We start from the raw sequence: 26,601 nt of genomic DNA, 5'->3' as shown, positions 1-26,601 counted from the left end.
TGTGATGAGCATTGTTGTTGCTCTTGGCGTGTGGACGTCTTCAATGCCGCCGCAAGCCTTGGAATGCACGATAAGCGCCGGCGGCTAAGTCCCGGCGAGATAGCTGTCCCGCCTAGAACGGATGCTCCGAGCGAATGCTCTTTGGCATGTAGAGAAGTCCATAAGCTTCGCGAATCGACGAGGTGATCTCTTCCAAGCGTCGACCAATATGCTTCTGAAGGACAGCAACACAGCGCTCAACGTCTCTCTTCTTCAGAGCCTCGGCGATTTCAAGGTGCTCATCCTGCGTCGACTTGCGTCCACGACGATCCATGTCGATCCACCGCACACATCTAATACGATCGTTGATATTGCGCAGAGTCTTGAGCATCTCCTTGTTGCCCGTCAGTCTCATGATTCCTTCGTGAAATTGCTCATCATAACCAACGAGTGTTGATGTCGACGCTCCCTCGCAATCAGCTGTTTCCCTAAGGAAGATCAGCAGCTTTTCGACCTCGGCGGGATCTCCCCGCTCCGCCGCAATCTGAACGCCGCCGCATTCGACGGCCGCTCGCAATTGATAGAGCTCGTAAATCTCCTGCGGATCGAGAGAACGACAGAAGAATCCCTTTCCTGCTCGGGCATTCAGAAACCCTTCCATCGAAAGACGATTTAGAGCTTCCCGAAGCGGAGTCCTGCTGAGCCCGAGCTGCTTGGCCAAGTCGCTTTCATTCAGGCGTTCGTCCGGCTTGAGCCGAAACCTCGTCACCATCTCACGAATTTGCTCGTATGCCCGATCAACCGAGCTTTCGATCTCAACTTCTTCCACCTTCGAATCGGACCGCCGCTTTGGCAAGGCAGTTTGCTGAGCCATTCTAACCTCATTTGCTCCAATGAGCTTATCCGTATTCGGGCCAGAATGCAATTCTCCTAACTTGCGTTTTGAGCAGTGGTTGGCACCGCACGGCGGCTGGTTGTGCACCGAATCGTGTCTTGCCCGAAATGTAAGCCAGCCACTCCTGTTAGCAAATTAGCTTGACCGTGATCGCGATTTTTTTGTATGCATGATCGTATACAGTAAACGGAGATGACCATCAGCGCACCGGTCTCGCCTCGCTGGGTTCGTTAGACACGTTGCCCGGTAGGTAGGGCTTGGAAGATCCCTGTGAGGATCCTCATATGAAAGTACTAGCGGTTTCGCCTGAGCTGCTTTACCTGTCGAATGGCGACATCCAAAGCCTGCAAATTTCACCTGCGGATGCGCGTGAAGCGGTTCTTGCCGCCTTTCGTGATAATGCAGCGGGCCGCAACATCAGCTTGCCTAGATCGAGCATTGATATTGCTCCGGGCCATCTCTTTCACTCATTGAGCGCCGCCTCAGAGGTCAGCAGTATAGCGACAGTCAAATGGGTGGCCGTAGTTCCCGTTGAAGCGAAGTCTGGAGCGTACGGAATCAACAGCCTGGTTTGTGTGAGTGATTACAATACAGGGCTCCCCGTCGCGGTTCTCGACGGCAATTCGATCACACTAATAAGGACCGCGGCGATGTCGGCCGCGGCGGCCGTCCATCTCGCTCCCGAAACTCCGACAAGCATTGGTCTTGTCGGCTGCGGCTCGCAGGCGTTCAGCCATCTGGATGCGTTTGTCGATCTGTTTCCGTCGCTGCGCAGGATCCACCTCCTGAGTCGGAGCGTCAACTCCGCCGAGAAGGTAGCGACTGCGGCATCGGAGAAGGGATTGGATCCGATCATCACGAAGGACCCCGATGCATTGTTGGCCCACAGCGATATCGTCATATCCATGGTTCCACGTTCGCCGAGATCGAAACCGTTTCTGAATGCTCGGCTATTGCCATCTTCATCATTTGCCTCAGCCGTCGATGCGGGCTCGAGCTGGTATCCGGAATCCTTCACTGCCTTCGACAGGCTTGTCACAGATTGTTTCGAGCAAGGCGTATCGCCTCTGGACGCATTGGGTCGCCCCATCGAATCCGTAAGGTTCCAGGATGAGCTTGCGCATGTTGCGTCCAATTCATCGCGAGTTGCTGCGCCAACGAGGGCCTTGTTCAGCTTCCGCGGGTTCGCGATTGCGGATCTGGCTATCGCGGAGTTGGCGATCAGAAAGGCGCGGGCAATTGGGATCGGGACGATTCTACCGCGATGAAATGATGCCAAACCTATAGTTGAGAAGAACGGACGGACGATGTTTGCCTGTCAAGTCCTTGGCAATCGCCCGTTCCTGCCGTGCTGTTTAGGGAAAAGGAAAAAGTCACCATGAGAATCAGTCGACTTATCTGCTACGGGACAGTGCTTCTCACGAGGCCTCGCGGCAACCTAGATACAACTGTTGTGGAGGTCGTCGCTGAGGACGGTACAGTAGGATTCGGCGAAGCGCTCACGCACGACGGCTTTTACATCGAGGGATTCCCAGGAAGCGTGCGCGCCGCTGTGCGAGCGCTTGCGCCGGTGGTTCTGGCGCACGACGTTTTTGATCCTGCGGGACTCAACGAAGCAATGGATGTCGCCATTCTCGGTCACCTGCCGGCTAAGGCGGCCATCGATGCGGCTCTATGGGACCTTCGCGGAAAGATCCTTGGACAGTCGACAGCGGCACTCCTCGGCGGATTTCGCCAGGACACTGTCCCTGCGGTCAGACAGGTCATCGGGGCTTCCTCAGAAGAGATGGCGGCAATTGCGGTGGATGGCGTAGAAAGCGGTTTCACTCACTTTCAGGTGAAGGTGGGTGAGGACCCGATTGCTAGCGCGAAGAAGGTCCATGCTGTCTATGATGCCATCCACGAGAGGGCGCAGTTCATCACATGCGATGCCAACAGGAAGTGGACCTTGGCGCAAGCGCGCCTGTTTCTGAATGAGATAGCTAAGCTTAATGTCTATTTCGAACAACCATGTGATCGGTTGACACAGCTAGCGGAACTGCGGAGGATCTCTCCAATTCCGATGTTGGTCGATGAAAGCATACGGGGGCTCGCCGACCTGGTCGATTGTCTACGGCTCGAGGCGGCCGATTCCATATGCATTAAACCCGCAAGGGTAGGTGGGCTCACTAAGGCCGCTCAGCTCCGCGACCTTGCGCAAGCGGCTGGACTCATGGTGATGCTTGGTGAGCCAGGGGGGGGCGAGATTGCCTACGCAGGCCTCCAACAGCTTGCGGCCACGTGCAATCCGTCCTCACTGATTTGTGCTTCCTCCGCCTCCACGTGGCACAAATTTTACCCCTCGATGAAGTCGCTTGCTGTGACTGAAGGAGGAAAGTTAGAACGTGGCCGGATCAACATCTCGCGGGCTCCTGGTCTAGGAATAGAGGTCGACCGCGCCGCGTTGGGCGATCCATTGTTCATCGTGCCAAACTGACATGGGCTAGAGACGACATGTCCTATGGTTGAGGAAGGGTGCGCTGCGACGAAGCGTGTGGTGACGGGTGGGGTAGTCGCGATCGCCCGTCCGTCGGAATCATACATGATGCGCTAGCAGATGTGGTCGGACGTGGTTCCTCGATCGGCAGAGTGAAGCTGAACCCGATCCAATTCATCCGATGTGGACACTTCAACGAGGGCCTGAGGTCCGTCCGTTGGACCACCTAGAACCATAAACATAGGAGACACCATGCATTTCGTTATGAAAAACATTGAGCTTTTCACCTCATCGATCGGTACCCGCCGGCACATTACCGTCTATCATTTTGGCGTTGAGCGACGGGAGCCCAAGATATACCTGCACGCCGGACTGCATGCTGACGAGCCTCCGGGCATGCTTGTTCTCCACCACCTCATTAGACTTCTCCAAGAACGAGATGACGAGCCAAAGGGTGAGATCATCGTAGTTCCGTGCGCCAACCCGATTGGTCTTTCCCAACGAATGCAAGGATACCACACCGGACGCTCCGACCTCGGAGTCGGTGGTAACTTCAACCGCAACTTTCCCGACATCAGCAGTGTACTTCGCGAAGAGCTCTCACTGCTCAGGAGCGAAGGGCATGTTTTGGATGAAGCGGCTGTCAGACTGGCGCTGCGGAAGGCGGTCGCCGCGGTGGTTTCCAAGACCGAGCTCGACAGCATGAAGAACGCGCTTTTGGGCCTTGCTATTGATGCGGATTACGTAGTTGATGCCCACTGCGATGCCGTCGGAGTGGTCCATGCCTACGTCTCTGATCTTGACCATCCTGCCGCGCAGCTGTTGTCTCGCAATATCGGGAGTGTCGTCACCATTGGCACTTCGTCTGTGCCCAGCAGTAGCTTTTCGGCCGGATATCACCGGTCCTGGCGCACGGCGCGAGAGCTTCTTCCGGACGTGCCGATCACCAGACCCTTCGCCGCCGTAGTCGAGTATCGCGGGCAAACAGATGTCCGCGATGACGTCGCCATCGAGGACGCGCGGGGTTTGATGGGCTTCATGGAGGCAGTCGGCATTCTAAAGCCCGCAGGAAAGGCGCAGCCGAAAGCGCCGACGCTCTACACCACAGCTGAATGCCTCGATTACATACAGGCTAGTGTGCCGGGCGTCATCACTTTCTCAAAGATGACTGGCGAAGAGGTTGCGGTCGGTGAAGAGATCGCACAAATCCTCGATCCGACCACAGGTGAGCGCACTTCCGTGACAGCGCGTTCTTCCGGTGTCATCTTCGCGCATACCGGAAGCAGGGTTGCTCTGCCCGGTACGAGCATCGTCTCCATCGCAAGTACCTCCCCGCTCGATAGGGATCGCGCTGATCCCCATCCCGTCTAGATGTCTCATACAAGATGCCAAATGATAACTTCGAGTCGACAGTGACCAACGTTCCCGGCGGATTTACGATGTTAGCCCCCTTGGTGATCTCATGGTGGGGCGGCTCGTGACCGCGAACAGCGTTACGGCTTCGGCTCTATCCTCGAAACAATTCGCAATTACTGATTCCACGTTCAGCAACTTGCAAACGAACATTTTTCGACATCCAAGCGGTCAAGAGGAGCAAAGAAGCTTTACCCGACGATGTCGGCCGCGACATTTCCTACAGATGCCAGCAACCATTGCTGGATATTCAGCCTTCCCTGGAGGGAGACCCCCGGAGGGGGAGGGTCTGTTCGCGTTCAGCGAAACGAAATAGCCCGTCGAGCGCGATCGCGCGGGCGCCAGCAAAAGCAAACCGGGCCGCGGCTTTGGATGCCTACAGCGCGGACGGCAGCCGGCGGCAAGATCGTGCCAACAATGCCCCCGAGCCGCAACGCGCAGCAAAAATATTCGTTCCAGCAGAAGACGAGCGCCTACATACATGAGGAGCGCGACTATCCCGGCCGTGTTGTCGCCACGCGGTTAAACAATCCTGATTGTCTTTGATGCCGCCGCAAGCCTTTGCGCGACAAGCGCCGGCGACTAAGTCCCGGCGAGGAACTGTCCCGCCTAGAATGGATGCTCCGAGCGAATGCTCTTTGGCATGTAGAGAAGGCCATAGGCTTCGCGAATCGACGAGGTGATCTCTTCCAAGCGTCGACCAATATGCTTCTGGAGGACAGCCAGGCAGCACTGAAGGTCTTTCTGCTTCAGAGCCTGGGCGATTTCAAGGTGCTCATCCTGCGTCGACTTGCGCCCGCGACGATCCATGTCGATCCACCGCACACATCTAATGCGATCGTTGATATTGCGAAGAGTCTTGAGCATCTCCTTGTTACCCGTTAGTCTCATGATTCCTTCGTGAAATTGCTCATCATAACCAACGAGTGTTGATGTCGACGTTCCCTCGCAATCTGCTGTTTCCCTAAGAAAGGTCAGCAGTTTTTCGATCTCGGCGGGATCTCCGAATTCCACAGCAATCCGAACGCCACCACATTCGATCGCTGCGCGCATTTGATAGAGCTCGTAAATCTCCTTCGGATCGAGAGAGCGACAGAAGAATCCCTTTCCTGATCGGGCGTTCAGAAACCCTTCCATCGAAAGACGATTTAGAGCTTCGCGAAGCGGAGTCCTGCTGAGCCCTAGCTGCTTGGCCAATTCGCTTTCGTTCAGGCGTTCGTCTGGCTTGAGCCGAAACTTCGCCACCATTTCGCGAATTTGCTCGTACGCCCGATCAACTGAGCTTTCGAGTTCGACTTGCTCTTTCGAACCGGTTCGCCGCTTTTGGCCTAAAGCCTGCTGAGCCATTCTATCCTCATTCTAACCGAAGTAGCTTCTTATTCGTATTCGGACCGGAATGCAATTTCTTCTATTTTGCGTTGTGACTAGGGTGATTTAGTTGATCCGCACCAGGTTCGCAGACTGCATCGCAATTACGAAATTCGCTTGACCGTAATTTGACGGTTGACGATGTATTCAGATCAGTATACGATTTTTATGAGCCGCCATCCTATTCCTAATGACAAGCCCTGGGAACAAGGCAGCCAAGCGCGCCTAACAACTTCTTTCGCCTCACATCCGATCGGAGCAACGAGCTAAAAAAGATGGTCTCAACGAATATGACCGCAACTGCAGCGGTCTTAGCCGGGTGCGGTCGAGGCTTGGCGTGGCGGGCACTGAGTGCCCGAAGGCAACCTGGCGCTCCCGGTAAAATGAGCTTTGTCGAACTCGGCAGCGGCAGGAATGCTGCTCGGGGAGTGCGGCTTACTGTAGGCGGCGTTTGCAAAGGGGTTGGAGCTTCATCTTTCTCCCGAGTGTGTGAGCCCACACACGCGACTTGCCCGTCGGTCCATTTGCGACCGACGGGTGTCTTTTTTCAAATCTCGTCAACGCAGGGCCTCTGTCAATTTACGCTTGATGAAGCCGGGATGCCGGAGCATCGGATATCCAGATTCGTGAGGGGTGTTCACGGTAGGTATCGACGGTTTCCTGTCGTGCGCTTTGATTGGTTGATCGCCCGCCTCCTGTATCACTGATCGGCGGCGAAGATCATGTTAGCGGGCACGCATCAGCAATCCTCGTGGTCGACTAACGAAGCCGGGGCGCAGTGGTTAGTTGGCTGGGCAACAAAGCTTTGGAAATGAAGGGAAAGTCAAACAACATGCCCGAACTTCTCAAGTCCGATCTGTATGCTTCAGAGGGTACTACATCTGCGCCGGACTATCCGTCATTGAAGGGTGGTAAGTGTGCTCATTGCGGCTACGTATTCTTCCCGCTACAGCCTTACGGCTGTGAGGTTTGCGGGCGGGCCGGCGACAGCCTGAAGCCGCTCGCGCTCAGCGGTTGCGGCACGTTGATAGCTTCGACGAAGGTGCACATCCACAAGCCCCGTGCCCCAGCTGAAAGGTCCGATATTAAGCCCCGCGAAGCGCCGTTCATGATTGGCTCGATCAAGCTCGATGATGGGCCGACGATCCGCACTCTTCTCGTCGACGCCGACGAGCGGGCCCTGAAGCCCGGGCAAAGGGTGGTCGGCAAGCTTGTTCCTGTCGGCGAGGGCGCCCAGGTGATTCTCGACCTTCGTTTTACCCCAGCCTCCTGATCAACAGCGGGACGAGATTGATATGGCCAAATTCCTGAAGGACTTACGTCCTGTCTACGTTGTCGGCGTCGGCTGGCACCGGTATCAACCACTAAGCGGGACGCCGTACGTAGCTCTGGGGCTGAAAGCAATCCGACAGGCTTTGGCGGATGCCAAGATCGCTTGGTCGGAGGTCGAATCTTCTTATGTCGGTACGGCTTTTCTCGGCTACGCGGGGGGGCGACCGATGTTGAAGCATCTCGGCGCCCTCGGCCGGCCGCTTGTGCATATCGAGAACGCTTCCGCATCGGGCTCCGCTGCTTTCCGGCACGCCTGCATTGAGGTTGCGGCTGGCATCGCCGACTTGTCATTGGCGGTAGGCGTCGATAAGCCCGGTGACGCACCGCGGGCCTACACGAAGACCGGCATCGGCAATCTCGCCGATGATGCAATCGTTCCATTTACCCACTACGCGCTGCTGACGGATCAATACATTCACAAGTATGGAGCGAAGCCGCAGGACATTGCCTTGGTCGCAGTCAAGAACCATCGCAACGGTTCCCTCAATCCCAACGCCCATCGTCAGCAAGAGCGCTCACTCGACGAGATCCTGGGAGGCAAAGCCGTGTCAGGTACGCTCACTGCATTGCAGTGTTGTCCTGTCGGCGAAGGCGCGGCGGCCGCGATCGTCGCTTCCGAAGATGCTATCAAGCGGCTTGGCATCGATTCAGGTCGCGCAGTCCGCGTAGTGGGGTCGGCCGCCTGCAGTGAGCGCGCTGGATTGGATGCGCCGCCCGACGTGACGATCTCGCAGGCCTGCATCGCCGATGCGTTGCAGCAGGCTGGCTTGAAGCCAAAGAACATCGATGTACTCGAAGTCCACGACGCATTCACGATAGAAGAGCTGCAGTACATCGAGGCCATGGGGTACTGCGAACCGGGCCAGGCTGTCCACTTGCTCAAGGAAGGTGCGTTCGACATCGGCGGGCAAATGGCTGTCAGTGCCTCCGGTGGGCTGATTGCAATGGGGCATCCGATCGGGCCGACCGGCGTCGGCCAGATCGGCGAGATCACGATGCAACTCAGGGGCGAGGCCGGTATTCGTCAGCACAAAGGCGCGAAGGTCGGCTTGGCTCACATGGTTGGCACTGGTCCGGTCGGCTACGCGCACGTGTTGCAGAAGACCTAGCGCCACAATCGGCCTCAGCGGGCCTCAACGATGTGCGCCAGCGTTCGGCGACGAAATCGAGCTCACTATCTTCGTCGGGGATCCTGTGATCTGTAGGTACCTAGGTTAAGCAAAATGAATCTTGATAGCGCAATGCAGCTTGCTCCCGTCTTGTTTTCGAACTCTTATCTGGAAGCCAGACAGAAGTTTTTGGGAGCGGCGCCAACCTCAAAAGCGTATGCGTGCAGCGCGAAGGGTCCATCTGGCGAGGTCCTGTTCACGGATGTAGCCTATTTCGGCAACCCAGAGGCCAAGAGGCTCTTGGTGCTGGTTTCAGGCACGCACGGCGCGGAAGGCTACTGTGGATCCGCCGCACAACTTTCACTCATCCATGCCAAATTTCACGAACAGCTGCCGTCCTCCACAGCTGTCCTCTGCATCCATGCGCTGAACTGCTACGGATTCGCGTGGGACCGCCGAGCGACTGCGGAAGGGTGCGACCTTAATCGGAACTATATCGATTTTTCCAAGCCTCCTCCTTCGAACCCGGGATATGAGGAGTTGGCCGATCATTTTATTCCTGCAGACTTATCAGAGGAGAGACTGCGGGTCGCCGAGGATGCAATCGCTACATATCGATCCGTGCACGGCGACGAAAAAATGCTGACAGCTCGAATGTCGGGACAGTATACGAGGCCCGGCGGTTTGTATTATGGGGGAAGCGAGCCTACCGAAGCTAGGCGACTTCTCGAGCGTATCGCGAAGGACTTCGATATAGCTACCCGCGGTCAAGTCGTCATCGTGGATTACCACACAGGCTTCGGCCCCTATGGCTACGGTGAGCTGCAATGCGTGCAAGCTTCAGGAGCGGCTGGTTACGAGCGGGCGGTAAATATATTTGGCCCGTCAGTAACGTCGCCCGATCTTGGGAACATGACCAACGTCGTCATACATGGCTCGCAAGGCGAATTTTGGCAACGGATTTTGCGGGATCGGCACACCTACGTCAATCTTGAGTTCGGAACTTACCGCCATGAGCGCGGAGCGAAGGTGGTGCGTGACGAACACTGGTTGTTCATGCATCGACCAGAAGCAGCGGATTCCGAGCTGGGCCGCCAGATCCGGAATGCCTGCAAATTGTACTTTTGTCCCGACAGGTTGGATTGGAAGGAGATGATTCTTTGGAGATCTCACCTGGTGCATCGACAGGCGCTAGAGGCGCTGCTCACATCTGAATAGCGGTTGACTGGAGAAAAGGACGTAATCGCATATGAGTGACATACTGAACCTCGGCGGTCGGGTCGCCTTGGTCACTGGGGCCGGCCAGGGCGTCGGACGGCAGATCGCGTTGCACTTGGCGGCGCACAATGCCGGCGGCCTCGTGGTGAACGATTATATGCTCGACCGCGCCGAAAAGGTGGCCGATGAAATTCGCGCCGCCGGGGGGAGGGCACTGGCCGTGCATGCCGATGTGACCGACCTAGAGAGCGTCAAGGCGGGCGTCAAAAAGGGCGAGGATACGTTCGGCAAGATCGGCGTGCTCGTCAACAACGCCGGCAATTTTGGTGCCACGCCGCATGCGGATGCGCGTAAGCCGTTCTGGGAGACGGGGCCCGATGCTTGGAATAGTTCCATTGGCGTCAATTTCTACGGCGTCATCAACTGCACCAGCGCCTGCGTTCCCGGCATGATCGCGCGCGGCGCGCCGGGTCGCATCATCACGATCATCTCGGAATCCGGCCGCTACGGCGACGCCGGGCTCGAAGTCTATGCCGGCGCCAAGGCGGGTGCCGCCGGCTTCATGCGCGCCACGGCGCGCGCGCTCGGGCGTTACCAAATCACCGCAAACTGTGTGGCAATCGCGGCAACGGAGACGGAAGGGGGGTCGGCGAAACGCTTGAAGGAGGAGAATCCCGAGCTGACCAAGAAGATCCTCGAGAAGTACGTGATCCGCCGTTTCGGTACTCCGGACGACATCGCGAACATGGTGCTGTTTCTCGCCTCCGACGCCAGCGGCTGGATCACCGGCCAGACCTACGGCGTCAACGGCGGCTTCACCTTCGGATTGTAGGAGAGAATGGGTCAATGGCGGCGGTCGGAGGGCCACGTCCTCGGCGGCGTGTTGGCGTGTTCTGGTCGTCGCGGCGGACGATGCCAAATTCAGCCTGCACTGCATCTGCTATAATCCCGTGGATGGCCGGCGCTCGTTTTTCGGGCGGCCGCGCGGTTTGCCGTATGACCTCACCGTGGAACTCGCGCTGACCGGGCCCCAAGTATGCGCCCGAACTGGGAACACGCGGTACAGCAGGTTCACGGCGATCAGCGATTGGCGCTAGAAGTACTGCGTCGAATCATCCGTCCCGAGCGCCGGCGGCGATCGTCGCAGCTTCGTCAAACTTCGCGCCGCACCTAGGGTTCGTGAGCCTGGTCGCATGCGCTCCGCCGGTAGGAAGGCCGCGGGCTCGTCAGTAAGGAGAAAGCGAACCCACGGCTTTCGGCCCGCAGCCGATTAGGTGCACGAACTCGACGCGGGATGAGCCTTCGGGTGCGGCTCCGGTCGACCAACCGCGTCGCGAGCCTCGCGACCTCCACCGCGATTCCGCCGAAGCCCAAGAAGGCTTGGCGCCTTGCCCGTGAGCTGGAGGCGATTGCTGTGCAGCCAGTTGCTGGCCCGTAACTTCGGGGTTCATGCGCGTGAAGTCTTGGGCACTCGCCACATTAGAACGAAGATGCATTTTGCAACGGCAGTGTGGCCGTAACCCCAAATGTGGGCTCCGATTTCCCGCTCCGGCCGCAGGGTCCGGAACAACCATGAAGCTGCGCGGAGCTGTGTTAAGACACAACGTGCTTCAAATGGGAGTCCGCTCAGTCTCATCCAAGCACACGATTAGCTGACCATTTGCGTTCTGATCTGTATACAGGCCTGTAGGCCAGATTACAGGGCGTCCAACAATGCGCGACAAACACTGGTGACTGGGCAGCGACCTGCGGAACAATTTCCCAACGAGACCCTGTCTATCCGCATTAGATTAAAATATTGACTTGCGCACTGAACTGAATACAGTCCAGCGTGATGGCTCACGAGGAGCCTAAGGAAAAACGAATATGAGCAGGTGGGAAACGTTCGCGGCCGCGTGGCTCGCGCCAACATGGGCGTCTGTCTTTCGCTCAGACGGCGGGATTCATGTTCGAAAGGATCGACAGCTCGCACGTGATGCGGTTCGCAGTCGTAATTGGGCAGACGCCCTCTCAAAAACGGCTCGCGTTCGATGCTGGCTGTGCGGCCTTCCGGGCAATGCTCCATTTCTTCCACAAAGGCCTCCGGTTGTCCGACAACGCGGTCAGGGCCGGTGCCGTGGCCTTCGTTACTCGCGAGATCATAGCTCGCTCGACGTACGTCGTTGCGGCAGCCACGGCAGTTATCCTGCGCCTGCTCAACGCATCGTCTCCAACGCGTGTGCCGAAAAGGCACCGAGTTTCGGCAGCTCCGCGAAAAGGGAGGCTGCTCTGTTGATGTTCCTCGTATCCTGAATGTAAAGGTTTTTTAGATGCCCCGAACAAACACTGCGCGAAGCCAACTGCAGGAAGATATCGCGAATGCCTTGCGTAGGATTGAGGCGCTGGAATCTGCATATGAGACCACTACAATCGGGCAGCTGGTTTCAATGCGGGCGCGAACACACGGTTCAGCTACTGCGATCGACATCTTCGAGCGCGGCGAACGTGCGACCTACTCCGAGATGGATCGATTCTCCAACAAATACGCTCATGCGCTACGCAAATTGGGGGTGCGTAAAGGTGACCGCATCGGAGTGATGCTGCCCAATCGCATCGAATTCCCAATCCTATGGTTCGCCTTTGCGAAGCTCGGGGCAGTGCTGGTCCCGGTCAACATGCGCTACACGGCAAGGGAGATCGAATATATTCTTGGCGACACGCAGGCAAAATTCGCAATCGTCGACGAATCGGCATGGCCAGTGTTCTCTGCAATGGACTCCTGGCCGCGGGGCCTCGCTAACGAGAGAGTGGTTCTCGTCGGACAGGCTTCCGCCGGCGCCGGTACTACGCTGGATGAGCTGCTCAAAGACGTCGACGACTCGCCACTGGATGAGGATGTCCAACCCGGCGATCTGCTGAATATCCAATACACGTCGGGGACGACGGGTGCTCCAAAGGGCTGCATGTTGACGCATGATTACTTTGGCGTAGCTTCATACCAGCAAGCCTATCGGGACCTTCGGCCGTACAAGACCTATCTGTCTTGGTCACCCCTCTTCTACGCATATGGGCAAGGGGTTCTTCTGAAATCGTATCGACAAGGCGGCACGCTGTATGTGGCTCAGCAACTCAGTTCGACCCGATGCATGGATTGGGTCAAGAAATACCAGATCGAGTATTGCACGTTGCCCGAGCTGATAGCGAAATCCGCCGAAGGCCCGCTGACGAGCCTGAAGCAGGTCGCGCAGTACGACCCTTGGAGTCCTGAGACGGTCCGCCGGTTTCGTGAACGGTTTGGCGCGCGAGGCCTGGATTCTTACTCAAGCACGGAAATGGCATACGCCTTGTTGCCTCCCGACATCGAGGTAATGGACGACTCCGGCTCGGTCGGGATTCGCGCGCCTCTCCGGGCTCTGCGATTGGTGAAGGAGGACGGCGCGCCGGCTCCGGTCGGTGAAGTCGGCGAACTGTGGGTGAGCGGAAGGGGAATCTTCAAGGGCTATTGGAATCTCCCCGAAGCCGATGCTGCGGCATTCGAGGGCGAATGGTATAAGACAGGTGAACTTTTACGTTGCGACGAACTCGGCTTTTATTGGTTTGTGGGACGTAAGAAAGACATGATCCGTCGGTCAGGCGAAAACATCGCTGCTGGCGACATAGAGGCGGTTATCCGAGAGATCCCCGCGGTCTTGGATGTTGCCGCGATACCCGTCCCCGATGCCAAGCGCGGCGATGAGGTCAAGATATGCGTGGAGCTGAGAGAAGGTGTCACACCGGACGATCGGCTGGTGGAGCGCATTCTCGAGCATGCTCGCGCGCGCCTTGCCGTGTTCAAGGTGCCAAGGTACATCGCCTTCACTCCTGAACTTCCAAGAAATACCAACAATAAAGTGCTCAAACGTGAGCTGTTAACCGTCAGCAATCCGCTTGCTGGTGTCTACGACGCTGCGGAGAAGCGCTGGCACTGAAGCTGTTTTTTGGGCCAGTTCGCGCAGGCGAACAGGTAACTGGTCGATCAGTCGATCATCACGAGGAGATAAAACTATGCGTTCGAAATTGAAGTTCTCGCAGCTAGTCCTGCTGGCTGTATCGTGCACTTTATTTCATCCGACCTTGGCACAAACCGACGACTCTCTGGTTGCCAAGATCCGCAAAGCTGGCGAGATCAAGGGGGCGCTGGCCTCGGCGCCCCCCTACCTTGTCATTTCGCCGGACGGGAAGGCCACTGGCTATACAATTGATTTGGCGAATCTGGTGGTCAAAGGCATGGGCCTGCCAGAGATTACGCCGGTGCAACTCGGATGGAGTGCACAGATTCCAGCAATGCTTGCCCGTCAAGTGGACTTCGTAAGCGTCGGCTACACGTACTTGCCGGCCTCTTGTGAGAACGTGGTGTATTCCGGTCCCATATTCGCACAGCACTACGCATTCTACGTACCGTCCGGTAACCCCGCGCGTATAACCGGTAGTCCACAGATTGGCCAGAACCCAAACATCAAGATCGCGGCAGTTGCACTGGGACCGGAGTCACCTCAACTGCGGTACATGCTGGAGCAGGGAATCAAGCGTGAGCAATTGATGAGCGTTCCCGACTTTAACGCTGGCGTCGCGGCGGTCCTCGCAGGGCGAGCTAACGCGCTATTACTTGGTCAGTTCATCATCTCCCGTCCGGAGCAGAAAGGCCTCGACGTAATCGTCGACAAAGGGGGGCCGGTGTCAGGGAATGGTTATGTCTTCCGCAAAGAGGACGTAGCCTTCCGCGACGCATTCAACAAGCAGCTTAACGAATTGCGCAGTAATGGCACGATGAAGGAAATGCTTATTAAGGCCTTAGAGGAGAATGGGGTTGCCAAGAAGGACGCGATTGCCAACTGGGATGTCCTGTCCAAGCTCACCAAGGCCAGCGACCTCCTGTCCAGCTGCGAATAAGGCGCAACGGTGATGAAAGCCGTGTTGGAGTACTGGCCAGCTTTCTTGCAAGGCTTGTGGGTCACCGTCTGGGTATCGGTGTGCATCATTCTCCTTGGAGCACTCGGCGGTGTTGTTCTCGGCGCGCTGAGGCTCTCCAAGACGCCAGTGATACGAGCGGCGACCACGTTTTTCATCGAGTGCGTCCGGGGCCCGTCGGGCCTGGTTTGGATGTTCTGGGTGTTCTATGCGTTGCCGTTGATACCGGGAATGCCACAACTCAGCGCTGTCGGGGCATCGATCCTGGTACTGGCAGTCGGCGGAGCCGCGTATGGCTCAGAGATCGTCCGCGCTGGCATCGAGAGCGTACATCTCGGGCAAAGCGATGCGTGTCATGCACTTGGGCTGAGCAAACTGCACAGTTTCACGAGGGTTGTTTTACCGCAGGCCCTTTCTCAGATTGTGCCCGCTTTCGGCAGTATGGCAAGGGATATGATCAAGTGGACCGCCATCGTGAGCTTCGTCGGTGTGCACGACGTGCTCTATGTGGCGGACTACGTTCGCAGCCAAACCTTTCAGACGTTCACTGTCTATTGTCTGGTTGCCGCGGCCTACTGGATTCTATGCCTCATATGCGCTCTTGCATTTCTTGCACTTGAGCAGGTGCTGCCGTTGAATCGTGCGTTGCGAGCCGCCCGGGTATCGGCTCAGTCGGCAGCCAATGCACATGCACTTGGAGGAGCCGCTCCATGACGTGGGACTGGAACTATGCGCTGAAAATTCTCCCAGATCTCATGCTCGGTGTCTGGTATACCGTCCTGACAACTATCGCGAGCTCGGCGATCGCATTGGTGGGTGGTCTCCTGCTTGCAATTTTCGAAAGCGTGAGCGCGACGTTCGGGCGGGCGTTCGTGCGTTTCTGGCTTGAATTCTTCCAAGGTGTGCCCGTCCTCGTGCTTCTGTATATGGGCTTCTATAACCTGCCCGAAGTGGGACTCACCCTCCCGGCAATGCCCATTGGCATCGGGATCTTGGGAATCGTCTATGCGGCCTACTGCTCAGAGGTATACCGCGGCAGCCTGATCACGATCCCAAGTGAACTGCGCGACGCGTGTGTTGCTCTGAGTTTGAGTCGGCTCGTTACGTGGCAACGGGTACTCATTCCGTTGATGGTCAGGCGATCAGTTCCCGCGCTGGTCAACTACATACTTGAGTTGTTCCGGGTAACTGCTTTGCTCTTTGCAATCGGAGTACCGGTGCTGATGGGTGTGGCTCAACTGAATGCCGACGCAACCTTCCGATATCTCGAGCCCTTCACCCTAGCCGGCGTTTTCTATATCTGCATGAACTTGCCGTTTCTCTACCTCCTTTCCAGAGTCAAGGCCCAGCATGTCTAGCACCGTCGAACTTAGCCCAGCAGGACTCCTCACAGGTCGGAACAGCGCAGCATCGAGCGAGAGGGAGACTGAAGTGGCGGCAACCAACCAGCCAGAGGCCATGTGGGCCATTGAATTCAAAAAGATCTGCAAATCGTTCGGCGCTCATCAAGTGCTGGTAGACCTAGATCTGCAAGTGCGGCCCGGCGAGAAGGTCACCCTGATCGGGCCGAGCGGTTCGGGAAAGACGACGGTGCTGCGTCTGGCAATGACGCTTGGAAAGCCGACAAGCGGAGATATCAGAATCTTCGGGGAAAGCATCCTCTTTGATGGAGCCGGCAAGCCCCTTTCCGGCAAACGGGAGGCGCGAATCCGCCGCCGTTGTGGCATGGTCTTTCAGCAATTCAATCTGTTTCCACATCTGACCGTGCTGCAGAATCTGATCTTGGCGCCAACGACGGTTTTGGGACTGTCCAAGGAGAAGGCCGCGGAGAGCGCGATCGAATACCTTTGTATGGTGGGCTTGGAAAGCAAAGTGCATGCATATCCTGCGCAGCTTTCCGGAGGTCAGCAGCAGCGCATCGCGATCGCGCGGGCGCTAATCCTGAAACCTGAGATACTCCTGCTCGACGAAATCACCTCGGCGCTGGACCCTGAGCTCGCCGGAGAAGTTCTCGACGTAGTGCGAGGTATAGCGCACGAGGCGAAAGTGACGTTGCTGATCGTTACGCACGAGATGCGCTTCGCACGCGAAATCTCCGACCGGATAGCCGTGTTCGACGCTGGCCGCATCATCGAGCAGGGCTCGCCTGATAAGATCTTCACAAACCCCGAATCGGAGCGCACGCGCGCGTTCCTGCAATCCGTCTTGAATCACTGAACCTGCAAAGGCAGAAGGCATCTCCACTGGTACAATCAGTCCCGCAACTTGGCCATCCAAATGCAGTCAGTATCCTTTCGCTAACAAGTATCCTTTCACTAATAGAAAAGATGATGAAAGGAATGACTATAGTTGAACTCTCCGCACGCGGGATTGCTCGCCGTATCAATGCAGGCATCGTCAGTAGAGAGCGGGTAGCACGAGATCACCTCGAAGCAGTAACGACCGTGAGGCCAACATTGGAGCGTTCGCGTTCCTTTCAGCGGAGCGCGCGCCTCGACGGGCTTGGTAGGATGCTCGCGGAGGTACACCCTTTGCTGCGGAGCACGTCATCGACACGGCCGATGCCTACTGCATTCGGCTCCGTGACTTACGTGGGCAACCAGTCCGCGTTGTACGCCTCTATGATCGCCCTCGCGCATGGCGCAGGTGCTACGCTCGTACGCAGGCCAACTACGATTCAATTGGCGATCGGCGCATCCTACCGAAACCCCGCAACCCTCGTCATTGGGAGCATACGCGTGGGGCTCCTCGAGCGGTTCGGCCGCGACGGTCTCCCGGCCTTCTCGTGAAGACATAGCCGAGCAACCTTGTCATTGATAATGCAACGGGAGCGCCTCCAATGAATCTAAACCTGGGCGGCAGAACGGCGCTAGTTACCGCCTCAACTGATGGATCTGGCCTCGCCGCGGCTATCAACCTGGCATCTTACGGCGCGCGCGTTGCGATCTGTGGTCGCGACGAAGCTAAACTCGTCAATACGAAGAAGGAAATTGATGATGCTGCTGGAAAGCAAACGACCGTTGCCATAGCAGCCGATCTAGCCAAAGCCGCATGCTGTTTGCAGAAACCCTCAAGCATCTTGGCCACATCAACACCGGTGATCATTCAGGCCACACGGCCTATGGAACGGTCGATGATCTCGACGACGCGTCCTGGTACGCGGTCCTTGAACTTGTTCTCTGAGCGCTGTTCGGCTTACTCGATCAGCCGTGCCTCATATGCGTAGACGGAAAATCGGCGACACTGCCTATATCACTGCAGCTGGTGTACGCCAGCCAACTCCTCAGGCAGTCCTTATGGCGTTGCATGAGATCTGGCCCCAGCAGTCGGAATGTGAACTGGCTCTGCTGACGCTACCTAAGATGTAGGTGCGGCGGTTGATGGACGGCTATGTTGTCGAAATTGAGGGATTGCTGAATCGCTGGTTGCCGAATGCGCAGCTCGTGGTGACCGAATCCAATGGCGGGGGCGCTATTCCATCGCAATGCAGATGGCGACTGCTGCACGTGACGCGTTCGACGCCGACTGTAGGCACGAGCTGATATGACCGATCCGCCCAAGCCCCGGACGTTCAACGCCAAGGGCATCACCGCGCCTCTGCGGCATGCCGTCTTCCGGCGCATCTGGCTCGCCAGCCTGGTCTCCAATCTCGGCATCCTCATTCAGGGCGTCGGCGCCGCCTGGGCTATGACACAAATGACGTCCTCGGCCGATAAGGTAGCGCTCGTAACGTCCGCCCTGACGCTACCGATCATGCTGATGTCGATTCCGGCCGGCGCGATCGCCGACATGTACGACCGGCGTGTGGTGGCGCTGATCGGGCTCTTGATTGCGCTCTTCGGAGCGACCGCTCTGACGATGCTCGCCTGGCTCGGCCTTGTCACGCCGAATCTCTTGCTGGCACTCTGCTTTGTGGCTGGCAGCGGCATGGCGCTGATGGGACCGGCCTGGCAATCCTCGGTGAACGAGCAGGTGCCGTCGGAAAAGGTGCCAGCGGCGGTCGCGCTGAACGGCATCAGCTACAGCATTGCGCGCAGCGTTGGCCCAGCCATCGGCGGCATTGTGGTGGCGAGCGCCGGTGCGGTGATCGCCTTCGCGCTGAACGCGCTCTTCTATTTACCGCTCATTGCTGCGTTGCTTCTGTGGAAACGCATCGCCGAACCCTCGCGCCTACCGCCTGAAAAGCTTGGCCGCGCCATCGTGTCCGGCGTCCGCTACATCACCAATTCGCCGTCAATCAAGATCGTGCTGACCCGAGCTATGGTCACAGGCATCGTCGGCGGCGCGATCATTGCGCTCATGCCGCTGGTCGCGCGCGATCTCCTGCATGGCGGCGCCCAGACCTATGGCATCATCAATGCCGCCTTTGGTCTGGGCGCACTGATCGGCGCTCTCAAAATTGCCGAGCTGCGCAAGCGGATGAGTGGCGAGGCGGCGATCCGCGCCTGCGCATTATCAATGGGCGGGGCGATTGCTGCGGCCGCGTTGAGTCGCGAGCCCGTGTTGACCGCAGCCGCGCTGGTATTGGCGGGAGCCGCGTGGATGATGACGGCGGTGCTGTTCAATATCGGCGTGCAGCTTTCTGCGCCGCGTTGGGTGGCGGGGCGTTCGCTCGCGGCCTACCAGGCGGCGGGATCAGGCGGGATTGCTGTTGGCAGCTGGTGCTGGGGCCATCTCACCGATCTGGCCGGCGTCGAGACCGCGCTCCTCGTCTCCGCGGCCCTAATGCTGGCCTCGCCGCTCATCGGTCTGTGGCTGCGCATGCCCCGCATCAACGCACCGGGCGACGACGCAGAGGTGCGGGCCGATCCCGAGGTGCGTTTGCCGCTGACCGGGCGCAGCGGGCCCCTGGTCGTCGAGATCGAATATCGAGTGGCGCAGGAGAACGCGCGGGCGTTCCACAGCCTGATGCAGGATGTACAGCTGTCCCGACAGCGCAATGGCGCGTATGGCTGGTCGCTCGCGCGCGATATTGCGGATCCCGAATTGTGGACCGAGCGCTATCGCTGCCCCACCTGGCTCGATTATCTGCGCCACCGCAATCGCTCGACCCAGTCGGAGCGTGCGATGGAACAAGAGGCGATCGCCTTCCACATCGGCCCCGCGCCACTGCGAGTCCGCCGCATGCTGGAGCGCCCATTTGGCTCGGTGCGCTGGAAGGACGACACGCCCGACGAAGATAAATGCCGCAAGTCTCCATGGAGCGGCCGCTTTTTCTCTCCGCCCTGAGCTCTCCAACTCGCTTCACGCCCAACTCAAGTCGGACAATATGACGATGCACTGAGCAATCTATAGCAATCTTGGCTTTGAAATGGCCAGCCAGCAAGTCAGGCCGATCATCGGCGGATCTTCGAAATGGACAGCTGCCCTGCTCGCACGGCGGAGTCGCCGTTCGCGCCTAACAGGCAACCGGGGTACCGATTAATCACCCATACTACGGACGGCTGCGCAGAGCCCGAACGGCCGGAGCTCTTCGCGGCTGGAGGGTTCCCGGCCATCGTTGCCTGATCGGCTCGATGCAAGAGTTAGCTTCTCGCGACGAAACCTCGAGACGAGACCTTTGATTATTGAAAGTCTTCGACTCGAGCTCGACCATCCAAATAAACGCGCCGTAGGACGACGATCACAGTTTTGGGATAGCGGAAGTGCGTCTCTAGAAAAGTCGAGATATTCGGCCTTAGCGTTGATACAGCGCGTACCAAACGGAAGCTTCGCACGCACAATGGAAACCGTAGCGAGTCATTCTGTGCGAAACGTACAAACTTTCATCTTCAAAAACATAAGCAGTTGCGTCAACGTTGAAGCATGAACGTCATCGTGCCGATCCCATAGCGTCCGACGGCTGGTATCGTGTTGAGGAACCCAAATGAAACTATCGAATGTCGATGCGAAGCCCAGGCCCGAGCGGCCCCCCATCCGCACCAATATCGAAGAAGAAAAGCGCGATCTTACCGATCACGGCGTGACGCGAATTCTCGGTGTAACGACCGTGAACTCAGGCCCTACGCTCAGTAGATGAAGTATGTGTACTCCGTCGTACACGACGGGCGCGTGCCGATGCGTGACGGCGTCGCGTTTGCCACTGACATTTGGCGCTACCATGGTGTGCTGAACTCGCCAGTTGGCCGTTCCCGCGCATATTGATTGGAGATCGGAATGCCCAAAGAAATCTACATTGATCCTAATGAGTTCAAAGCGCGCAGCGCGCTGAGCGCGCCTCAGATTCCTATTCATGCTTATGAAGCGAACATCGAAGCCGAGCGAGCCAGCTTTAGTGATGCGGGATTGCTGCGATTGCTACGCGATATGATCATCATTCGCGAATTCGAAACCATGGTGGGTTCCTTGAAATCAATAGGGAGCTACAACGGCGTTGAGTTCAATTACAAAGGGGCGGCGCATCTCTCGATCGGACAGGAGGCGGCGGCGGTCGGCGCTGCGGCCTCGCTCGAACCGCATGATCACATTTTCGGCAGCCATCGCAGTCATGGCGAGTTCATTGCCAAGGGCCTCTCTGCAATCCGTAAGCTTCCGCCGGAAGCCGCCCGGGCGATCATGGAAAATCATGAGCGCGGTGCATTGCTTCGGACAGTTGAGAGGCAGCTTCAGGGAACGGAGACCGCGGAAAACTTCCTTCTTCTCGGTTTCCTCGCCGAAATCTTTATGCGCTCAACCGGCTTCAATCGTGGGATGGGCGGGTCGATGCATGCCTTCTTCCTGCCTTTTGGAATTTATCCCAACAATGCAATTGTTGGAGCGTCCGCCGGAATAGCGACCGGCGCGGCCTTGCAAAAGAAGCTCGCGCGGACTGGCGGCATTGCCGTAGCGAACGCCGGCGACGGTTCAACGGGATGCGGACCGGTGTGGGAAGCCATGAACTTCGCTGCCATGGCGCAATTCGATACTCTGTGGACTGACGCCGTCAAAGGCGGCCTGCCCGTCCTCTTTTTCTTCAGCAATAACTTCTACGCGATGGGCAGTCAGCCCATGGGCGAAACAACGGGACTAGACCGTTTATCGAGAATTGGGCTCGGCGTGAACCCACAAGCTATGCATGCGGAAACGGTTGATGGAACCAGTCCTCTCGCAGTCGCCGATGCCGTGAGGCGTAAACGGGAGCTTTTGGTTCAAGGTAAAGGGCCAGCCCTGCTGGACGTAGAATGGTATCGTAGCTCTGGGCACTCGATGTTTGATGCCAACGTATATAGAACGAAAGAGGAAATGCGAGCCTGGGAGGCCCACGATCCGATCTTGCTGTTCTCCGACCGTCTTCAGAGCGCTGGGATTGTGAGGCCAGATCAGATCGTTGCGATTCGCCAAGAAGTCGCCTCGCAGATGCGCTCAATCGCCGCAGTTGCTGTCGATCCGCTTCTTACGCCTCCCGTGAATATCCAGGCAGATCCGTTGTTGATCGGCAAGCTCATGTTCTCGAACTCTGAAATAGAGCTTCCTGCCGAGAACGCTCCGCTTCTGAAGCCATTGCAGGCCGTATCCCGCGTCCAGCAGGACGCCAAGAAAAGCAGGCATGGTATCGCTGACGACGGAACGAAGTTGTCGGCAATGCGGGCAATCACGTTGCGCGACGCGCTGTTCGAATCCATTCTACATCACATAACCCATGATGAGCGCCTGATCGCCTATGGTGAAGATTGCCGGGATTTTGGCAGCGCTTTCGGCGTATATCGCGGCCTTGCAGAAATTCTGCCGCGTCATCGTTTGTTCAACTCACCCATCTCCGAAGCCGCCATTGTCGCGACTGCCGTCGGGTATGCCATGGAAGGCGGTCGCGCCCTCATCGAATTGATGTTCGGCGATTTTCTCGGTCGCGCGGGCGACGAAGTCTTCAATCAGATGGCAAAGTGGCAATCGATGTCCGGTGGCGAGGTTAAACTGCCTGTCGTATTGCGTTGCTCCGTTGGGTCGACATATGGCGCTCAGCACAGCCAAGATTGGACAGCCCTGTGTGCACATATTCCCGGTCTTAAGATCCTCTATCCGGCGACACCATATGACGCGAAGGGTCTTTTGGCCTCAGCACTATCGAGCAACGATCCGGTAGTGTTCTTTGAAAGCCAACGCCTTTACGAAACTGTTGAACAGTTCCGCCCCGAAGGAGTCCCGACAGAATACTATCGGATTCCAATTGGCGAACCCAACTGTAAGCGCTCAGGCGACGATGTCACGATCTTGACCATTGGGCCCTCATTGTACGCAGCGGTAGCTGCTGCGGACGAGTTGGAGAAAACTTTCAAGATCTCTGCGGAGGTGATTGATGCACGCTCAATTGTGCCGTTCAACTACGCACCAGTCCTTGCCTCGGTCAAAAAGACGAGACGCATCCTGCTCGTATCAGAGGCCTCGGAAAGAGGGAGTTTCCTAATGACGCTGGCGGCAAACATTACGCGTTTCGGCTATCGCGATTTGGTCGCCGCGCCGCGTGTCCTGGGTTCACCGAACTGGATCGTACCCGGCGGTGAGATGGAAATAACCTACTTCCCGCAAGCACACGACATCATCGATGTCGTCACCGGGGAACTTTTCCCCGACAGGCGGAGCAATCGCCGTGGTGTTCGAAACTGGGATGACCAGGAACTCGCCCGGATCGGTCTATAGAACCTTCCATCGAATGAGGACGAGGATGGACAACCACATTATCTTGCCGGCGCTTGGAAACGAGATCGAGGAGGCCGAGATCAACGAATGGCTCAAAGCGGAAGGGGACATGGTCAAGGAAGGTGAACAGGTTGTTTTAATCACAACCCCGAAAGTGACCATGGAAATCGAAGCTCCGGTAACGGGTAGGCTAAAGAAAATTCTTGTTCCTGCTGGCGAGCTTGCAGTGGTTGGTGCCAGGCTTGGAGTCATTGAATCATGACGAGAAGACTTCTGCTCGGTTTGGGGGGTACCGGGCCGGATCTGCTGCTTATCCACGGGGCTGGCGCTGTGAGCGCGGAAGAAAGATCCATATAATAGAAAAACAGGAGCTCTAATGAAAGTTTTTGCAGGTAAAATCGCCGTCGTCACCGGAGGCGGCATGGGCATAGGGCGAGAGCTTGTGCGTCAGCTCGTCGCCGACGGCTGCAATGTCGCGATGTGCGATGTTTCGGCGGAAGCTATGGCGGAGACCAAGCGGCTCTGCGAGCTATTCAAGCTGCCGCAAGGCTTGCGCGTCACTACGCATATTGTCGACGTTTCTATTGAGCAGCAGCTCAAGCGATTTCGCAACGAGCTCGCGGAGCAGCAGGCGACCGACACGATCCATCTGTTGTTCAATAATGCCGGCATCGGGGGCAACGGTAGCGGCAGCATGTTCACCAACCCGCGCGAGCAGTGGGAGCGCACCTTCGATATCTGCTGGGGTGGGGTCTATCTCGGCGTGCGCACCTTCCTGCCCATGCTGATGAAAGCGGATGAAGCCCACATCATCAACACGTCAAGTGTCAACGGCTTTTGGGCATCTATCGGCATCGGCGTGCCGCAGACCGCCTACAGCGCGGCTAAATTCGCGGTAAAGGGCTTTACCGAGGCTCTGATCACCGATCTCCGTCTCAACGCACCGCATATCAAATGCTCCGTAGTAATGCCGGGGTGGATCGGCACTGCGATCCGCTCCAACACGCAAAAGACCCAGAGCGGCAGCGAAAGGCTCACCGAGCATGAAGTTGCGCAGACGCGCGTGCACCTCAAAACCGCCGGCGTCCAAGGCGTGGATCAGATGTCGGACGACCAGATTCAAGCGGTTGCCGCCGAACGCACCCGCGTTTCTGCCGAACAGGCGCCGACCACGGCCGCGCAAGCCGCAAAAATGATTCTCGACGGCGTCAAGGCCGGCAAATGGCGCATCCTGGTCGGCGAGGATGCGCGCAAGCTCGACGAGCAGGTGCGGCGCGACCCGGAAAACGCCTACACGCCGGAGTTCTACAACAGCTTTGTCGAAGACGCCGGCTGGATGGTGGTGTGAGACAGGAGGGTTCGGCAGAGCCCCTGATAAGTGGGTCCCAGCTCTCGGAATTCGACTGCGACGAGATCGAGCCCTGTTTTAATGGCAACGCCGAAGGTAACCATGGAAATCGAAGCGCCGGTAACACGTAGGCTAAGGAAGATGCTTGTTCCTGCAAGCGGGCTCGCGGCGGTTGGTGCCAAGCTTGGAGTCATTGAATCGTGACGAGAGGACTTCGGCTGCTCCGTTTGGGCGGTACCGGGCCAAATCTGCTGCTCATTCATGGATTTGGCGCCGACCGCATGACATGGCTCGCCAACCAGGACGTACTTCTGCAGTCGAGCAGCGTCTTTGTATGCGACCTACCGGCTCACGGTGAACAGCCTCCCCTCGCGGAGGCGATGACCATCTCGAGAATGGTTGATGAGCTGATCAGCCAGCTCCAGCTTTGGAGCGAGCCCTTCGTTCTGGTCGGTCATTCGCTTGGTGGTGCTATTGCTATTGAAGTAGCGGCTCGTCGGCCGAATCTGGTCGCCGCATTGGCGCTCATCGCGCCCGCGGGCCTCGGCACGGGCATCGACCGCGATTTCGTTGTCGGTTTTTCAGCTCTTGCGGACATAGACTCCGCTTTGGCCCTTCTACGGCGATTGGTTGCCCGCCCACGCCTCATAACGCCTCATATCGCACTGCGAGTCATCGAGCACTTGGACCGATCGGGCGTCCGTTCGGCTATGCGAGTGCTAGGCGACCAGCTGATCCAGGTGGATACGTCGATCAAACCGCATGTCGCTTCCGTGGCTCTGAGCAAGATCCCGCGGGTGGTGATCTGGGGAGAGGACGATCAGATCAATCCAATTGATAGATCGAAGCTTGCGACGTTCAATACCCAAATGATTGCTCTGCCGAATACCGCTCACCTTCCCCACATTGAAGCCAGTAAAGTCGTCAATGAGCATCTCTCACAATTTTTGAAGGCGTCTTTACATTGAGCAATTTGCGCCGTGCGTGCTGTTGCGCCCGGGGGTGGCGTTATTCGGGTGAGTATAATTAGGAAAGTAACGAAAATGACGGGACAAGTTGTTGGTAAGGTTGCGTTGGTTACCGATGCGGCGTCCGGGATCGGAAGAGCGATCGCCGAGTTGTTGGCGCAGGAAGGAGCGTCGGTGATCGCAACCGATTTTGATGAGGTGGGGGGACCAGAGGTCGTTGCTGGTATTGCAAAGCAAGGGCTTAAGGGGATTTTGCTACCTCAGGATGTGACCAGCGAGCCGCGCTGGGCGGATGTCGCCTCCGAGAGCGATCAGCGATTCGGCAGGCTGGATGTGCTTGTTTCGAACGCCGGCATTGGGCTGGAAGTGCCGACCGTTGACATGTCCCTTGCGGATTGGCGGCGGCAAATAGCAGTCAATCTGGACGGCGTGTTCCTGTCGGCGAAATATTCTCTGCCGCTAATGCGCAGGAATGGTGGCGGCTCGATAATCATGATGTCATCGACGGCGGGTCTGTATGGAGTGTCGGCGATGGCCGGTTGTTGCGCGACGAAGGGTGGTGTGCGGCTGTTTGCCAAGGCTATAGCGCTAGAATGCGCCTCCGTGGGCATCGGGGTTAATTCGGTGCATCCTGGAATTGTCGAGACGCCGATCCATGAAGAAATAAATGGCGGGAGTATCGGTTCAAAGAGGTTAGCGCAACGAGTTGTGCCGTTGGGCCGCGCGGGACAGGCCTAGGAAGTCGGTCAAGGCGTCTTGTACCTTGCCTCCGACGCATGGAGTTACGTGACTGGGACGGAGCTTGTCATGGATGGCGGCAGATTTGCAAACCCGTTCGCTCGCAAGACGCAAGCAAGCCTCGCTAGGTCTGACAGTAGCAGCGCACAATATGCCGAGATCGCGTTCATCGAGCGAAACCTGATGGCGTTCTCGTCGGTGTTCATACCGCCGGCGCA

General features: G+C 57.5%; 20 protein-coding genes and 1 pseudogene. 19 read left to right on the top strand and 2 right to left on the bottom strand.

All coding sequences use genetic code 11. The features are described from left to right. Positions 1 to 112: 112 nt before the first annotated feature. On the bottom strand, positions 113 to 853 hold the full coding sequence (locus tag RX331_RS25335) for a GntR family transcriptional regulator (protein WP_317252548.1): 741 nt from the start codon (positions 851 to 853) through the stop codon (positions 113 to 115). Between the two features lie 305 nt (positions 854 to 1,158). Between RX331_RS25335 and RX331_RS25330 the strand changes: the two genes are divergently transcribed. The 3 genes from RX331_RS25330 to RX331_RS25320 all read left to right on the top strand — a co-directional run bounded on the left by RX331_RS25330 (position 1,159) and on the right by RX331_RS25320 (position 4,721). Next, a complete protein-coding gene (locus RX331_RS25330; RefSeq protein ID WP_317252547.1) occupies positions 1,159 to 2,142 on the top strand; it encodes an ornithine cyclodeaminase family protein in 984 nt (327 codons plus the stop codon). A 185-nt stretch (positions 2,143 to 2,327) separates the two neighbouring features. After that, a complete protein-coding gene (locus RX331_RS25325; protein WP_317252546.1) occupies positions 2,328 to 3,350 on the top strand; it encodes a mandelate racemase/muconate lactonizing enzyme family protein in 1,023 nt (340 codons plus the stop codon). A gap of 252 nt (positions 3,351 to 3,602) precedes the next feature. After that, positions 3,603 to 4,721 carry a succinylglutamate desuccinylase/aspartoacylase family protein gene (locus RX331_RS25320; protein WP_317252545.1) on the top strand — a complete coding sequence of 373 codons (1,119 nt, stop codon included), beginning with the start codon at positions 3,603 to 3,605 and terminating at the stop codon, positions 4,719 to 4,721. Positions 4,722 to 5,372: 651 nt separating this feature from the next. On the opposite strand, the gene RX331_RS25315 is transcribed toward RX331_RS25320, so the two are convergent. Beyond that, a complete protein-coding gene (locus RX331_RS25315) occupies positions 5,373 to 6,110 on the bottom strand; it encodes a GntR family transcriptional regulator (protein WP_317252544.1) in 738 nt (245 codons plus the stop codon). 853 nt (positions 6,111 to 6,963) lie between these two features. Here RX331_RS25315 and RX331_RS25310 point away from each other — a divergent pair. From RX331_RS25310 to RX331_RS25235, 16 genes and pseudogenes are all read left to right on the top strand, one after another. Further along, positions 6,964 to 7,404: a Zn-ribbon domain-containing OB-fold protein gene (locus tag RX331_RS25310; RefSeq protein WP_317252543.1), complete on the top strand. Its 441-nt coding sequence runs from the start codon at positions 6,964 to 6,966 to the stop codon at positions 7,402 to 7,404. Between the two features lie 22 nt (positions 7,405 to 7,426). Next, on the top strand, positions 7,427 to 8,572 hold the full coding sequence (locus RX331_RS25305; protein ID WP_317252542.1) for a thiolase family protein: 1,146 nt from the start codon (positions 7,427 to 7,429) through the stop codon (positions 8,570 to 8,572). A 114-nt stretch (positions 8,573 to 8,686) separates the two neighbouring features. After that, positions 8,687 to 9,790 carry a DUF2817 domain-containing protein gene (locus RX331_RS25300; protein WP_317252541.1) on the top strand — a complete coding sequence of 368 codons (1,104 nt, stop codon included), beginning with the start codon at positions 8,687 to 8,689 and terminating at the stop codon, positions 9,788 to 9,790. A 31-nt stretch (positions 9,791 to 9,821) separates the two neighbouring features. Then, entirely contained in the window at positions 9,822 to 10,622 is an 801-nt protein-coding gene (locus RX331_RS25295; RefSeq protein WP_317252540.1) for an SDR family NAD(P)-dependent oxidoreductase, read from the top strand. A 1,477-nt stretch (positions 10,623 to 12,099) separates the two neighbouring features. Further along, positions 12,100 to 13,737 carry a class I adenylate-forming enzyme family protein gene (locus RX331_RS25290; protein WP_317252539.1) on the top strand — a complete coding sequence of 546 codons (1,638 nt, stop codon included), beginning with the start codon at positions 12,100 to 12,102 and terminating at the stop codon, positions 13,735 to 13,737. Between the two features lie 76 nt (positions 13,738 to 13,813). Next, entirely contained in the window at positions 13,814 to 14,698 is an 885-nt protein-coding gene (locus RX331_RS25285) for a transporter substrate-binding domain-containing protein (RefSeq protein WP_317252538.1), read from the top strand. A 12-nt stretch (positions 14,699 to 14,710) separates the two neighbouring features. Then, positions 14,711 to 15,430, top strand: coding sequence for an amino acid ABC transporter permease (locus tag RX331_RS25280; protein WP_317252537.1), 720 nt, complete (start codon positions 14,711 to 14,713; stop codon positions 15,428 to 15,430). Further along, positions 15,427 to 16,074 (top strand): ABC transporter permease subunit, encoded by a 648-nt coding sequence (locus tag RX331_RS25275; protein WP_317252536.1) that lies wholly within the window; start codon positions 15,427 to 15,429, stop codon positions 16,072 to 16,074. Before RX331_RS25280 ends, RX331_RS25275 begins: the two co-directional genes overlap by 4 nt. A 100-nt stretch (positions 16,075 to 16,174) precedes the next feature. Beyond that, a complete protein-coding gene (locus tag RX331_RS25270) occupies positions 16,175 to 16,933 on the top strand; it encodes an amino acid ABC transporter ATP-binding protein (RefSeq protein ID WP_410708319.1) in 759 nt (252 codons plus the stop codon). Between the two features lie 622 nt (positions 16,934 to 17,555). Next, positions 17,556 to 17,942, top strand: a complete 387-nt coding sequence (locus tag RX331_RS25265; protein WP_317252534.1) for an SDR family NAD(P)-dependent oxidoreductase — start codon at positions 17,556 to 17,558, stop codon at positions 17,940 to 17,942. A gap of 317 nt (positions 17,943 to 18,259) precedes the next feature. Then, positions 18,260 to 19,945, top strand: a complete 1,686-nt coding sequence (locus RX331_RS25260; protein WP_317252533.1) for an MFS transporter — start codon at positions 18,260 to 18,262, stop codon at positions 19,943 to 19,945. Positions 19,946 to 20,872: 927 nt separating this feature from the next. Beyond that, on the top strand, positions 20,873 to 23,329 hold the full coding sequence (locus tag RX331_RS25255) for a thiamine pyrophosphate-dependent enzyme (protein WP_317252532.1): 2,457 nt from the start codon (positions 20,873 to 20,875) through the stop codon (positions 23,327 to 23,329). A 25-nt stretch (positions 23,330 to 23,354) separates the two neighbouring features. Further along, positions 23,355 to 23,591, top strand: coding sequence for a lipoyl domain-containing protein (locus RX331_RS25250; protein ID WP_317252531.1), 237 nt, complete (start codon positions 23,355 to 23,357; stop codon positions 23,589 to 23,591). Between the two features lie 114 nt (positions 23,592 to 23,705). Then, positions 23,706 to 24,677 (top strand): SDR family NAD(P)-dependent oxidoreductase, encoded by a 972-nt coding sequence (locus tag RX331_RS25245; protein ID WP_317252530.1) that lies wholly within the window; start codon positions 23,706 to 23,708, stop codon positions 24,675 to 24,677. A 200-nt stretch (positions 24,678 to 24,877) separates the two neighbouring features. After that, a complete protein-coding gene (locus RX331_RS25240; protein WP_317252529.1) occupies positions 24,878 to 25,645 on the top strand; it encodes an alpha/beta fold hydrolase in 768 nt (255 codons plus the stop codon). A 75-nt stretch (positions 25,646 to 25,720) separates the two neighbouring features. Continuing rightward, positions 25,721 to 26,494 (top strand): annotated as a pseudogene (locus tag RX331_RS25235) (SDR family NAD(P)-dependent oxidoreductase); the annotation flags it as partial. Positions 26,495 to 26,601: the final 107 nt, after the last annotated feature.

The sequence above is a fragment of the Bradyrhizobium sp. BWA-3-5 genome (assembly GCF_032917985.1).
GTDB lineage: Bacteria > Pseudomonadota > Alphaproteobacteria > Rhizobiales > Xanthobacteraceae > Bradyrhizobium.
This window is presented reverse-complemented; position numbering and strand designations above follow the sequence as displayed.